12 protein-coding genes are annotated in these 12,675 nt (G+C 56.3%); 3 read left to right on the top strand and 9 right to left on the bottom strand.

The window, feature by feature from the left end:
- Positions 1–3: 3 nt before the first annotated feature.
- From AB1748_RS03410 to soxR, 4 genes are all read right to left on the bottom strand, one after another.
- Entirely contained in the window at positions 4–1,653 is a 1,650-nt protein-coding gene (locus AB1748_RS03410; protein ID WP_111140220.1) for a Na+/H+ antiporter, read from the bottom strand.
- 145 nt (positions 1,654–1,798) lie between these two features.
- Complete coding sequence (locus AB1748_RS03405) at positions 1,799–3,148, bottom strand: NCS2 family permease (RefSeq protein WP_293774280.1); 1,350 nt, start codon at positions 3,146–3,148, stop codon at positions 1,799–1,801.
- A gap of 336 nt (positions 3,149–3,484) precedes the next feature.
- Positions 3,485–4,150 carry a glutathione S-transferase family protein gene (locus AB1748_RS03400; RefSeq protein WP_111140218.1) on the bottom strand — a complete coding sequence of 222 codons (666 nt, stop codon included), beginning with the start codon at positions 4,148–4,150 and terminating at the stop codon, positions 3,485–3,487.
- A gap of 39 nt (positions 4,151–4,189) precedes the next feature.
- Positions 4,190–4,675 (bottom strand): redox-sensitive transcriptional activator SoxR, encoded by a 486-nt coding sequence (soxR, locus tag AB1748_RS03395; protein WP_111140217.1) that lies wholly within the window; start codon positions 4,673–4,675, stop codon positions 4,190–4,192.
- 101 nt (positions 4,676–4,776) lie between these two features.
- Here soxR and soxS point away from each other — a divergent pair, with 101 nt between their 5' ends.
- Together soxS and AB1748_RS03385 are read left to right on the top strand one after the other, a co-directional pair.
- Entirely contained in the window at positions 4,777–5,202 is a 426-nt protein-coding gene (gene soxS / locus AB1748_RS03390) for a superoxide response transcriptional regulator SoxS (protein WP_199560009.1), read from the top strand.
- 243 nt (positions 5,203–5,445) lie between these two features.
- On the top strand, positions 5,446–5,727 hold the full coding sequence (locus AB1748_RS03385; RefSeq protein ID WP_111140215.1) for a YjcB family protein: 282 nt from the start codon (positions 5,446–5,448) through the stop codon (positions 5,725–5,727).
- Positions 5,728–5,781: 54 nt separating this feature from the next.
- Here the strand turns inward: AB1748_RS03385 and AB1748_RS03380 are convergent, their stop codons facing one another.
- The gene (locus AB1748_RS03380; RefSeq protein ID WP_111140214.1) at positions 5,782–6,732 is read right to left on the bottom strand and encodes an ATP-grasp fold amidoligase family protein; all 951 of its coding nucleotides are present in this window, start codon (positions 6,730–6,732) and stop codon (positions 5,782–5,784) included.
- Positions 6,733–6,740: 8 nt separating this feature from the next.
- On the bottom strand, positions 6,741–7,997 hold the full coding sequence (locus tag AB1748_RS03375) for an oligosaccharide flippase family protein (RefSeq protein WP_111140213.1): 1,257 nt from the start codon (positions 7,995–7,997) through the stop codon (positions 6,741–6,743).
- A gap of 524 nt (positions 7,998–8,521) precedes the next feature.
- On the opposite strand from AB1748_RS03375, the gene AB1748_RS03370 reads away from it, so the two are divergent.
- Complete coding sequence (locus AB1748_RS03370) at positions 8,522–8,917, top strand: transposase (RefSeq protein ID WP_111140212.1); 396 nt, start codon at positions 8,522–8,524, stop codon at positions 8,915–8,917.
- Positions 8,918–9,842: 925 nt separating this feature from the next.
- Here AB1748_RS03370 and AB1748_RS03365 read toward each other — a convergent pair.
- The 3 genes from AB1748_RS03365 to ssb1 form a co-directional block, all read right to left on the bottom strand.
- Positions 9,843–10,802: a DMT family transporter gene (locus AB1748_RS03365; RefSeq protein WP_367396005.1), complete on the bottom strand. Its 960-nt coding sequence runs from the start codon at positions 10,800–10,802 to the stop codon at positions 9,843–9,845.
- A 76-nt stretch (positions 10,803–10,878) separates the two neighbouring features.
- Positions 10,879–11,706 (bottom strand): AraC family ligand binding domain-containing protein, encoded by an 828-nt coding sequence (locus tag AB1748_RS03360; RefSeq protein ID WP_367396004.1) that lies wholly within the window; start codon positions 11,704–11,706, stop codon positions 10,879–10,881.
- Between the two features lie 258 nt (positions 11,707–11,964).
- Positions 11,965–12,504: a single-stranded DNA-binding protein SSB1 gene (gene ssb1, locus AB1748_RS03355; protein WP_111140209.1), complete on the bottom strand. Its 540-nt coding sequence runs from the start codon at positions 12,502–12,504 to the stop codon at positions 11,965–11,967.
- Positions 12,505–12,675: the final 171 nt, after the last annotated feature.

Here is a 12,675-nt window from a genome sequence, read left to right as displayed (position 1 = left end):
ACCTTACTCCTCTTTTTCGATCAGCAGGATTTCCAGCAGATCCAGATCGTGCAGTAACTTCTGCATAGTCTCGTTGGAGATCTGCTGGGTGGCGCGCAGATGGTAGACCTCGGCACGCTCGGCGCGCAGTCCGGTCAGGCGGAAGCGGCGCTCCAGGTTCTCGGCGTAGAGCGCATGTTCGAGATCATTCTTCCCTTCGGCGCGGCGACGCAGGTTACCAATCACCCGCAGGCTCACCTCTTTCAGCAGCTCTGGATCGATGTTCTCCTCCGACTCATTTTCCAGCCGCTCTTCCATCTTGTGCAGGCTCTCAATCGCCGCCCCGGCCATCACCGCGCGGGCGCTCTGCAGTTCGCGACGATGTGCGCCTTTGTCGATGCTGTCGATGCCGCGCAGCAGCACCGGCAGGATCACAACACCCACCAGCAGCGAGAAGAGAATCACGCCGGTGGCGATGAAGACCAGCTCATAGCGCGCCGGGAAGGGATCCCCGTTGCTCAGGAACAGGGGAATCGACAGCACACCCGCCAGGGTAATCGCACCGCGCACGCCGGCAAAGGAGGCGATCAGCAGTTCACGCAGCGAGTAGTTAGAGAACTCCAGCGGCTTCTTCTTCAGCAGGCGTTTGCTGAAGCGCTGCATAATCCACAGCCAGCCGAAACGCACCACCATCAGCGCCAGATAGACCAGCCCGATGTCGGCAAACAGCATCCAGAGTTCGACATTAGGATCGGCCTGCGCCTGATCGACAGAAGTCTGCAGGATGTCCGGCAGCTGCAGGCCCAGCATCAGGAAGACCATGCCGTTAAACACGAACTCCAGCATCTGCCAGACGCTGTTGGCACGCAGACGCATCGCCAGTGGCGCCTGACGGATAATGCCGGAGCGGGTGATGGTCATCCCGGCCGCCACGGCCGCCAGAATGCCTGACACGCCCAGATGTTCGGCAATCAGGTAAGAGGCAAACGGCAGCAGCAGCAGCAGGACGGTCTGCGTCGCCGGATCGTCACCGCTCCAGCGGCTGAGCAGGCGCAGCGATTTCCCGTAGAGCCAGCAGACGGCCACACCGGCAATCAGCCCGCCAATCGCCACTTTGAGAAACTCAATGCTGGCACCGCTCCAGGTAAACACCATGGTGCCCATCGCGACGGCGACGGCAAACTTCAGGGAGACCAGGCCCGATGCGTCATTCATCAGGGCTTCACCCTGAACAATCGACATGATCTTCTTGGGAATGCGGCCTTCCCCGACGATGCCGGAGAGCGCCACGGCATCGGTCGGCGAGAGTACCGCAGCCAGCGCAAAGGCCGGGATCAGCGGAATGCCGGGTACCATCCAGTAGATCAGATAGCCGATACCGATCACGGTAATCAGCACCAGCGCCAGGGCTAAGCCGATGATCTCACGGCCATGATGCAGGAACTCGCTGATCGGCGTTTTCCAGCCATCCGCGAACAGCAGCGGCGGGATAAACAGCACCAGAAACAGCTCCGGATCGAAGTCCACATGCAGACCAAATGTGGGCCAGGCCAGCAGCGCACCGGCGGCGATCTGGACCAGCGGCAACGGGATCTGAAAAGGGAGGATACGGGCCGCGACGCCAGAGAGCGACACGACCAGCGTCATGATGAGAATAGTAAAAAAGATTTCCATGCTTTCCTTAGGCGTCGTTTCTTTCAATCATTGGTTAAGCGCTAAAGTGTAAAACAAAGTGCGGTGAAGGTTGTCAGCTACGCGTGCGACGGGCGGGAAAACAGTGAAAAATCCCGGACGCGCAGCCGCACGTCCGGTTGTACAGTCAGATCGCCCAGCCTCCGGCGTAAAAGGCCACCAACGCCACAGCGATGACGACGGTGCCGATGTTGAGCTTACGCCATTCACCGGCGAAGAGACGGCCGACCACCAGACTGGCGAAGCCGATCATGATGCCGGTCACGATGTTACAGGTCAGAACGATGATTACCGCCGTGAGCAGGCCCGACATCGCATCGACAAAATCATTGAAGTCGATCTTCGACACGTTGCTGAGCATCAGCAGGCCGACATACATCAGGGCCGGGGCGGTAGCGTAAGCAGGCACCAGATACGCCAGCGGTGACATAAACAGGATCACAAGGAACAGCAGACCGACCACAATCGCGGTCAGGCCGGTTTTGCCCCCCGCCGCCGTACCGGCCGCCGACTCAATGTAGACCGCCGCCGGAGACGCCCCCACCAGACCGGCAAACAGGCTGCTGACGGAATCGGTGGTCAGCGCGCGGCCACCGTTAATGATCTGCCCCTGTTTATCCAGCAGACCGGCCTGGCCCGCCACCGCGCGGATGGTGCCGGTAGCATCAAACACAGCCGTCATCACCAGCGCCAGGACGCTGGGCAGCACCACAGGCTGCATTGCGCCCATAATGTCCAGGCTGAACAGCAGCGACTGACCACTGGCGTCGCGCAGTGCGGGCAGCGCAAACAGCCCCTGATAGCTGACCGCCGGGTCAAATATCAGCCCCAGCAGCGAAATGGCGACGATCGTCAGCAGAATGCCACCCGGCACCCGACGCTTCTCCAGGCCGATAATCGCGGACAGCCCCAGCAGCGTCATCATCACTGGAAAGGTGGTGAAGTGGCCCAGGGTCACCGGCAGGCCCGGTCCCGGATTTTTCATGACCAGACCCACGCCGTCAGCCGCAATCAGCAGCAGAAACAGGCCGATCCCGATGCCGGTGCCGTGCGCGACGCCCATCGGCAGGTTACGCAGGATCCAGGCGCGAATGCCGGTCGCCGAGATCAGGGTAAACAGCAGGCCCATCAGGAAGACAGCGCCCAGCGCGACCGGCACGCTGATGTGCTGCCCCAGCACCAGGCTGAAGGCGGTGAAGGCGGTTAAGGAGATGGCGCAGCCCACCACCATCGGCATATTGGCCCACAGCCCCATGACGATGGAGCCAAAGCTGGCGACCAGGCAGGTGGCAACGAAGACCGCAGAGGGAGAAAAACCGGCTTTTCCCAGCATCCCCGGCACCACAATCACGGAGTAGACCATCGCCAGGAAGGTGGTGAGTCCGGCCAGAATTTCCTGACGCACGCTGCTGCCGCGCGCCGAGATCGAGAACCAGGCGTCCAGTTTTCCACTGGCCGGGCGTGATTCAGTTGACATAGTTGAGCCTCAAAAATTTTTGTTGTGTGGATCGCTCTGCGACCATCGCTGTCCCTGGAATAAGCGGGTAGACGGCGTCACTGCCCGGCGTAACCCGGCAGGCAAACGTTTACCTTGCCGCAGATAGTGGCCCGTCAGACGCGGCCAGATAAAAAAGGCAGGCGATTATCCGGCGTTTAGCCGTCCATTTTCAACTGTCAGAGGGAGATTCTTCAGGATCAGGAGCGCATGGCCGGGCTGAGAGAGGGCGACGGAAACGCCGCCGTTAACGGGATTTCAGGGCGTTATGAGTCGCCTGTCCGGGGCCGGACCCGGCCAGGCGGCCTGGACGCCCGGTCAGCCGGGCAGTGAAAGTTCGCCGCCCTGCGCAATCGCCCGCTGCCAGGCGGCACGCTGCTGCACGGTGTTCAGCCATTTCTGCGTGGCGGGCATCTGATCAAGTCCGGCGCGCTGCGCCAGGGCGAGCAGCGGGAAGCTCATCTGGATATCCGCAATCGTGAGATGCGGGCCGGCAAACCAGTCGTGGGCGGTCAGATGCTGTTCAATCATCGCCATGTGCGGCTTAAGCTGTTTATCCAGAAACGCCTTCTGCACCCCTTTACCAAAGGCTGCGCCTACCGGCCTTAGCAGCCAGGGCACCGGCTTTTTCCCCATCTGCCCGAAGATTAATTTCATTACCAGCAGCGGCATCAGGGAGCCTTCGGCATAGTGCAGCCAGTAGCGGCACTGCAACCGCGACGCCTCATCATTCACCTTCAGCCTGAACGTCTGGTCATATTTCTCTTCAAGGTACTCAAGAATGGCCCCGGATTCAGCGACCACCTGGTTGCCGTCGGTGATGACCGGCGATTTCCCCAGCGGATGCACTTTTTTCAGCGCCGCCGGGGCCAGCATGGTCGGCTCGCGCTGATAGCGTTTGATCTGATAAGGCACTTCCAGCTCTTCCAGCAGCCACAGCACCCGATGCGAGCGCGATTTCTCAAGATGGTGAACGGTGATCATCGTGGTTCCCTGTGTGTTGACCTCCCCTCAGTATAGACGTCACTCACCTTCCGCATGTCTGTCATCCTGTTCGGGATCAAGCAGCACGGCTCCGGAACCCTGCTGACCCAGCCGATCGCCAGGGTTGCGCAGCGGACAGTCGCGCATCGACAGACAGCCGCAGCCGATGCAGCCATCCAGGTCATTGCGCAGGCGGGTCAGCGTTTCGATCCGCTTGTCCAGCTCTTCGCGCCAGTGCTGCGTCAGCGCATCCCACTCCGGCGTCGACATGCGCTTGTTGGCCGGAATGTGGTCCAGACTCTCGCTGACCGTCGCCAGCGGAATACCGATGCGCTGTGCAATCTTGATAATCGCGACGCGGCGCAGGACGTCACGGCTGTATCGCCGCTGATTGCCACTGTTACGGGTACTGAAGATCAATCCTTTCGATTCGTAGAAGTGCAGCGCAGAGACCGCGACGCCGCTGCGGCGCGCCACTTCACCCGGCGTTAAGACCGGTTTTGGATAGTTACGTTCTTTTTTCATCTCAGCCTTTACCTCAAGTTAACTTGAGGAATTATACTTCTTCTCCATCGGAACGACTAAACTCCTGTTACCTCTTTATTACACACCAGAAGGATGAGGCCATCATGCAAGAAGAGATCATTCATTCCCTGACGCACTGGATTGACCAGAACCTTGATAAGAGCCTGTCGATTGACGAAGTGGCCGCAAAGTCGGGCTATTCGAAATGGCACCTGCAGCGTATGTTCCGTTCGGTGACGAAACAGACGCTGGGTGGTTATATTCGTGAACGCCGTCTGACGCTGGCGGCAGAAGCGCTGTCGCAGACGCAGCGCCCGGTTTTCGATATCGCGATGCAGTATGGTTATGACTCGCAGCAGACCTTCTCCCGGGTGTTTCGTCGTCAGTTTTCACAGACGCCGACGGCTTATCGTCACACCATGCGTCGTCAGGCCATCCAGCGCCCTCGCCTCCTGAGTTTTGGCTGCAACGACACGCTGAACAGCTTTACCCAGCGCACCACAGGCGAGTGCTGCCCGGTTCGCTGATTGACCGATGCGCCTGCCCGGGCGCATCCCTCTGATTTCCCGCCGTTTATTCCGCCGCTGTTCATTTCATGCCCGCACCATGAGTCAGATTTTGTTCAAAATTTAAAATCGGGTGATATAATGTGACCCACGTCACACTTTGAACCTGATTTGACGGCGCAAAAGTCTTTCCTGACACGCTTTTCCGCCGCCGGTGATGTCCGCAGATTGTCAGGGATACTTACTGATATTGAGGTCCGGCCGATGGCTACGTTAACCGCCAGTTTTCTTGTTATGCGTTGGGAGTTGCTGAGCGCAGTAATGATGTTTTTTGCCAGCACCCTGAAAACTAAACTTCGTCAGGATAGCCGTCACGTCATGGCTTTTATGTGTGGCGGGATCGGTTTAGGCATGACCTGCTGGTTTGTGACCGGGCTGATGGGCATTACCCTGAGCATGGACAACGTGCATAACTTCCTGGCTATCTCAAAGCATGCCTTTATTGAGGCGATGAGCCAGGCGCCTGCTGACTGGCCGATGCCCTGATTTCTGCGCATAAAAAACCCCGCGAAGCGGGGTTTTTTATATTGCTGTGTGTGCTTAAATTTTCTTCAACATGGCAGGGATATTCACATCCTGCACTGTCACGCCCGGGCTCTGCGTTCCGCGACGGTCCTGAATCCACATATCTCCCATCATCTGATTTAAACCGCGATCCAATCCGGTTACCAGCCCTGCACCTGGGGTGAAGGTCAGTTCGCCAAAGTAGATCTGTTCGTCATGGATATACCAGTCCACACGCACATAGTCGAAATCACTGGCCAGCTTCTTGCTCAGTTCCAGCGCATGCTCCAGCGAAGGCAGGATCGGCGAGACATCCAGACCGGTGTCGCGAATCTTGTGATAGGCCTCGCTGAGGTTGTTCACATAGAAATTCATCGACAGCAGCGGCTGGCAGCGGTTGTAGATCACCTGCAACACATATTCGAACTTGCCATCACGCTTGTTGAACATATGGAACTTGTAATCGATCGGCGCGCTTTTGCCATCACCAATGTACTTCTCTACCAGAATGCGTGGTTTGATGTAGCGGTAGTGGATCTCACGCGCTTCGTTGGCGAAGTCGGTCTTCAGCCAGCGATAGCAGTCGTGAATGATCTGCTGCTTGCGCAGCGCATCCGGCTCTTCCAGCAGAATCTCCACCATGTTGGAGGCGTGGTTCGGCTTGATCACCGTGCCTTTCCAGCAGGGTAAGCTGTTCAGCGTGGTCGGGTCAGTGGTTTCGTGAACCAGCGGGATCAGGTACTCATTACCGATTTTCTCAGCAATAAATTCGCGCACCGAGTATTTATCTGACAGGCGACCATAGTTCTGGTAATCGCCGAAGATAAACTTACGGTACAACACCTTCTCGTTGAACACTTTTGGCTGACGCAGATTGGGCAGCTTTCTGAACTTATGGAAGTAGTAGATGCGGTCCTGATAAGCCCAGGGCATCTTCTTGATAAAGTACTGCACACTTCTTCTGAGTTCTTCTTTCAACTTGAGCATATCTGACCTCATTTGTAGGTTTTGTAGTTGAGTGAGGAAACCTGAATCTTTTGAATGACGCCGTTTTTAAAGAAGTAATTCATTACGGTCAGGGACAAGAGCTCTGAAAGGAAAACGCTCCACGCGGCCCCCATGATGCCGTGCCCCTGAATCAACCACCAGGAGAGCGGCAGACTGATGACCATCAGGCAGATGATTTTCCGCAGCAGGTAGTTGAATCCTCCCTCTTTAACCATGTAGCGATACGCTACCGTCCCCATTGCCGAAAAGCTGGTCGCTATCGACAGCAACGTAATGAGACTTCCTGACTGTGTGTATTCCGGCCCGTACAACGCAATGATGATCCGCTCGCCGTAAAGCGAAATAACCAGCAACATCAACAGGGAGACAGCCATAACATAGCCATTGAGCCGGGCAGCCAGCTTAATGGCTACCTCGCCGCGCTCTCTGAAAATTTCAGTGAAGCAGGAGGTGATAAGCGCCACCGGGATAAAAATCCAGGAGGCGGAAATGGTGTTAGCCGCCGCAAACAGGCCAAGATCGCGCGCGGGCGCGGTGCCCGCCAGAAACATCTGTGCGGCTTTAACCTGCACAGAGATAAAGATGCTGGAGATCGCCAGCGGCAGACCGGCATACATCAGATAACGCAGATAGGCGGTGCGCTTCTCGCGCGGCGGCATCTGATCCTGATGCTCCTGATAGAAATTGCGGCGTTTAATCAGGTAAGGCACCAGCGTCACGGCCACGATCGACAGCGTCAGCCAGAGCGGATTCAGACGCAGCCAGGCGATGGTGAAGCTGATGGCGAAACTCAGCAGCATTCCCACCGCGTTGGCGATCGTGTTCAGCCGCGAGGCAAGCCGGGCGTTGTTATAGACGCTGAAGGTGTCCTGAGTGACAAACACCGAAGCCACAAATGAGGCCAGTGCAAATGCCAGGAAGTTTTCCTGCATGTTGTACCAGACCCAGATTAAGACTGGCACCGATGTCGCCAGCAGCAGCACCATCCGCAGCGTGCGGGCGATCGTCATCAGACGCAGCCCTTTGGCCGCATTTTTGCTGACGCGCTTGAACAGAATGGTTTCGGTGCCAAAGATTGCAACGGTCTGCACCATTGCAAACAGTGAAGTAGAAAACGCCATCTGGCCGAACACCGTCGGACCAAAGGATTTCGCCACGTAAGACGTCACAAAAATGACGCCAAAAACGGAGATGATCTTTTCAGACATCATCCAGGCGGCATTCGACATTACGCTCAATTTCATCGACTCTTCCTTAGTATTACTCAACTACAACCGCTTCGGTACAACATCCCTGTAACGAATTAATAAGCGCTCAGTGGGCCTGGCGGAAATGTAAGACTTCAGACCAAACTGGTCCGAAAAGTGAGAAGTAAATCATATTCCGGAGAGTGAATTCAGGATAATTCTTATTATAAATGGCGCGAATCACTTCAAATGGAAACGATTTCAGGCTGAAAATAAAACAACCTTAAAGCGCCTTATCGGCAAATTAATCAGGTCGATAAGGCTAAATATCCAATGTACGTAGAATTTTTTCGTAATTTGGATGCGATGAATTTATAACAAAAACCCGCCTCCAGGAAGGCACGCCTGGCCGATAAGAATAAAATAAGATTTATCCCATGATGATATTTATTCCAAATATCTTAATTTAGGCTTCGCAATTCAACTCGCGCACTTTAATACTGCCTTAATAGAATCTTACAGTGCCAGAAATTATTAAAGTCATTCTCATCCATTAATCGATAAGAAAGGTAAGAGCATTTATGAGAAAGTCACGATACAGCGAAGATCAAATCACAAATGCCATTAAAGCTTCTGAATCGGGCGTGAAAGTCAGGGAAATCTGTGAAGAGTTAGGCATCTCTGAAGCCACGTTCTACAGCTGGAAGAAGAAGTTTTCTGGGTTGTCTTCGGAAGAAGGCAGAAAAATCAAGGATCTGGAAGAAAAACTGCAGAACATCACACGCGAACTGCAGATCCTCAACTCTGACAAAGAGATGCTGCAGAGCGTGCTGAAGCACTTCTTTACGACGAATGAAAAACGTCAGGCTGTGGATTTTCTGCAGAGTACTTTTGACATCGGCACCCGCCGCAGCTGCCGCTTATTGGATATCAGCCGCAGCGTCTACCACTATCCGTCAGGTACGGAGAACCGCTGAACCTAATGCTACCGCGCTTTTTAGACTTAACGCTGAGATTTGTTCTTACCAGAAGAGATGAAGATCATTTAACAGGACAATTGCGGCACCCTTTTCCGCTCCATTTATAACTAATGAATGGCTTCACGGCTAAGCTTCTTTTTTTGCGGTAAAATTGATTCACAACAGCAAAAGTCTCGCATTCCACGCCTTTTCTCCTCCTCCCGGCCCCGTTAACAGCGGGGCCGGGCCCTCTCGTTATCTGATAAGCCCTGCTAATCCCCGGAACTAAACACGCTGAATATGATTAAGCCGCTTTAAACATCGGCCAAAAAATCGTCACGTCTTTTTTAAGTTAACAATGGTCCTGACGAAAATCTTTCGGCTTCGCTTTAATTGTCGTGCAGTGCGTTAATTGCCTCTGCCGGGACCAGGAATAATCCAGGATAAATAGTTTATTGCTCCTTAACACTAACGTTATCTGTCTTACGCCTGCTTCTCTTCATTGCGCATCATTGATGCCAGAGATTAATATTTATTTATTAACGCAGCGGCGGAATTGTCTTACTCCTTTATCACTGAGTGAAGTTAATCGTGGTTTTTAACCCGCTTTTCTCAGGGCCAGACCACAATAAAAAGCCGTGGATAAAAGCGTAACGTCCATAATGTTGTCCCTTTTTCCCTGATTAATGACCGATATCTGAACAGTGAATCCCTTTTCGGTGCGAAAAGATCGGGGGAGAGACGGGTGTAAGAGGCTTTTTTTCACGGGTTAAGGGGGGATAACCAGGGGAAGCACGGGGAATCGCCTGGGTGCAGCGCCCTATGAAAACGATTTCGCGGCATAAATCTGCCGGAGAGCGAGCAAATCGGCATAGGGCTTAATCTTAAAAAGCCGCGCAGCGTCGTCTCTGCGCGGCAATCACCTGCTGTTTCGCGTGGGGGGTTAGTCGTTCACCGACACCACCCGCGGCTGAGGTTTGATACGCATGGCCCAGATTACGCCCGCCATCAGACAGAGAATCCCCGTGACGGTGAGCTGCGGCGGCCAGCGTTGATACCAGAGAAAAGTCCATAACAGGCCGAACAGGATCTCAAAAACGATCAGCGGCCCCATCAGCACGGTAGGCAGACGCTGGCTGGCTGCGTTCCAGCACAGGGTGCCGAGCCAGGAACAGAGCAGGCCAATCGTCAGCATCAGAGTGACAAACACGGCGGGCCGTGGCCCGAACGGCAGTGAAAATGCGGGCTGCTGCCAGGCGATCTGCACGCTGACCAGCAGATACATCACCAGCGCCATCGGCAGTGTCACCAGCCCCTGCGCGGTGGCCCAGGTCGAGGGCCGCAGTCCGGGATGCGTCCGCAGCCAGCGGGCGTTGCGCAGCGGATACCAGGTCCAGCAGATCACGGCCAGCAGCGCCAGCACAAGCCCGGTCAGGTAACGGCCAGGATCCAGCATCGCGCCCTGATTCTGCAGCTCCGCCGCGTTGACGCAGAGCAGCCCGGCGGCCATCATGATCAGCGCCGGAAACAGCCGCCGCCACGACAGCCGCCCTTCGAGATGGCCGTAACAGAGATTGGCCGTCACGGCGATCACGACCGGCAGCGTGCCGATAATCATGGTCGAAACCGGTCCGCCGGTCCGCTGAATGGCGTTCGCCAGAAAAGCATAATAGAAGAGGTTTCCCACCAGCGAGAGCTTAATGGCTTCGCGCCAGTCTGCTCGCACCAGCTGACGCAGACGGCGACGATCGTGCCAGGCCAGCGGCAGGGCGATCACGCCAAAGGCGACATAACGCCCCGCCGATTGCAGCGCGCCGGGGTAATCGGGCACCAGCAGCGGCCCGACAAAGATCAGCCCCCACATCAGCCCGGCAGTGATGGCAAAGATGACGCCAGCAAACATGATTTTTTCCCGTATGACGTTTTCGGGCAGTGTGGCGGATTCGGGCGGGCAATGCTTGTAGCAGATTGCGATCGCGTCAGGGCTGGCGCACCTGTTTCTGATAGCGTCCCGGCGTGATGCCATACCGGTGGGCAAAGGCGCGGGTCAGATGAGCCTGATCGGTTAAGCCCACCGCCGCCGCGACGCTGGCGGCCGGTTCACCCCGCACCAGCCGCTGTTTCGCCTCGTAAAGCCGGAAGGCCATCAGCATCTGATGTGGCGTGACGTGATAGTGCTGACGAAAGGCGCGTAAGAAGTGCCACGGCGACAGCGAAGCCAGCGCCGCCAGCTCATCCAGCCGTACCGGCTCGGCCAGGTTCGCACGCAGATAATCACGCACCAGGTCAAAACGATGACCGGTTTCGATCCGGCCCGGCGAGGCCATGCGTGCCAGCGGCCGGATCTGCAGCAGCAGTTCCGCGAGCAGGCCATGACGTGCCAGCTCAGACTCCGCCTGCCAGAGCCCGGCCAGCGTGCGGGAAAGCGGCTGTGCCACGCGCGGATCGGTCAGCAGCGCCTCGTTAAACCACCAGCCGCGGTCGCCGGTCAGCTCCTCCATCCGCTGCGGCTGGATATAGATCATCTGATAGCGCCACCCCTCCTCGCACGCCGACTCGCCGGTGTGCAGCTCATCCGGGTTCATCGTGACCAGCGAGTTGACCGGTGCCGTATACTGGGTGCCGCGATAGCGGAAACGCTGCGCGCCCGCTTCGATAGTGCCAATCCCAAAGGCTTCATGGGTGTGGGGCTCAAAGGCGTAACGGGAGATGTGGGCCTGATAGAGTTCCACACCGGGCAGTCCGGCAGGTTGCCGGAAACAGGCGCGATCTTTCTCATACGGGAAACTCGCCGGAACACCTTCCACGATTGACTCCTCTTCTGAACCGATGTGACCTTCAGAATGCCTGCGACCGGGGGCAAAATGCAAAAAATTGCGATTCACTGTGTGCACGACGGCACAGCAGACGTATTCATGGTATGAGGTGTGCTCGCCGCTGCGGCTATCCGGCGACGTGCCGCGCAGGAACGCGACACCGGCAGCGCGATCGGCGCGGGAACATGGACACAGCGCATAAAAAAAGCCCGCATCGCGGGCTTTTCGGCACTCTTTCTGCCAGTGGAATCAGAACGGAATATCGTCGTCGAAATCCATTGGCGGTTCGTTGTTGTTGCTGGCAGGTGCGCTCTGTGGCTGCTGCTGCGGACGGGACTGCGCGCCGCCGCTGAACTGGTTGTTGTTGCCCTGCGGCTGCTGCGGCTGACCCCAGCCGTTGTTGTTGCCACCGCCCTGCGCACCGGCGTTACCGCCCTGCTGACGGCCACCCAGCATCTGCATGGTGCCACCGACGTTCACGACCACTTCTGTGGTGTAACGCTCCTGGCCACCCTGATCCTGCCATTTACGGGTACGCAGCTGGCCTTCGATGTAGACCTGCGATCCTTTTTTCAGGTATTCGCCCGCGACTTCAGCCAGTTTGCCAAACAGCACCACGCGGTGCCACTCGGTGATCTCTTTGTTTTCACCGGTCTGCTTGTCACGCCAGCTCTCAGACGTCGCCAGCGTAATGTTCGCAACCGCGCCGCCATTGGGCATATAACGTACTTCCGGATCCTGACCCAGATTCCCGACAAGAATCACTTTGTTAACGCCACGACTGGCCATGTTGCTGTCTCCCGATGAGTTAATGCATACAGTCTAATCCATCAATTCTAACACGTCCTGCGCACTGTTTCCCACTTTAGAGCGGGGTTCCAGTTTTAATCTGCCCGCCGCCCGGACCACAGAGTACTGGATATTTATTCAGTCTATTTTTTGTGCCATAATGACACGTTT

Source organism: Pantoea sp. Ep11b, assembly GCF_040783975.1.
Taxonomy (GTDB): domain Bacteria; phylum Pseudomonadota; class Gammaproteobacteria; order Enterobacterales; family Enterobacteriaceae; genus Pantoea.
Note: the sequence above shows the minus strand (reverse complement) of the source record. Positions and strands in the feature narration are given on the sequence as shown.

Bases quoted from the DNA above. Each gene is read 5' to 3' on its own strand.
- AB1748_RS03410 (WP_111140220.1), bottom strand. From the start codon at position 1,653: ATGGAAATCTTTTTTACTATTCTCATCATGACGCTGGTCGTGTCGCTC.
- AB1748_RS03405 (WP_293774280.1), bottom strand. From the start codon at position 3,148: ATGTCAACTGAATCACGCCCGGCCAGTGGAAAACTGGACGCCTGGTTC.
- AB1748_RS03400 (WP_111140218.1), bottom strand. From the start codon at position 4,150: ATGATCACCGTTCACCATCTTGAGAAATCGCGCTCGCATCGGGTGCTG.
- soxR (WP_111140217.1), bottom strand. From the start codon at position 4,675: ATGAAAAAAGAACGTAACTATCCAAAACCGGTCTTAACGCCGGGTGAA.
- AB1748_RS03385 (WP_111140215.1), top strand. From the start codon at position 5,446: ATGGCTACGTTAACCGCCAGTTTTCTTGTTATGCGTTGGGAGTTGCTG.
- AB1748_RS03380 (WP_111140214.1), bottom strand. From the start codon at position 6,732: ATGCTCAAGTTGAAAGAAGAACTCAGAAGAAGTGTGCAGTACTTTATC.
- AB1748_RS03375 (WP_111140213.1), bottom strand. From the start codon at position 7,997: ATGAAATTGAGCGTAATGTCGAATGCCGCCTGGATGATGTCTGAAAAG.
- AB1748_RS03370 (WP_111140212.1), top strand. From the start codon at position 8,522: ATGAGAAAGTCACGATACAGCGAAGATCAAATCACAAATGCCATTAAA.
- AB1748_RS03365 (WP_367396005.1), bottom strand. From the start codon at position 10,802: ATGTTTGCTGGCGTCATCTTTGCCATCACTGCCGGGCTGATGTGGGGG.
- ssb1 (WP_111140209.1), bottom strand. From the start codon at position 12,504: ATGGCCAGTCGTGGCGTTAACAAAGTGATTCTTGTCGGGAATCTGGGT.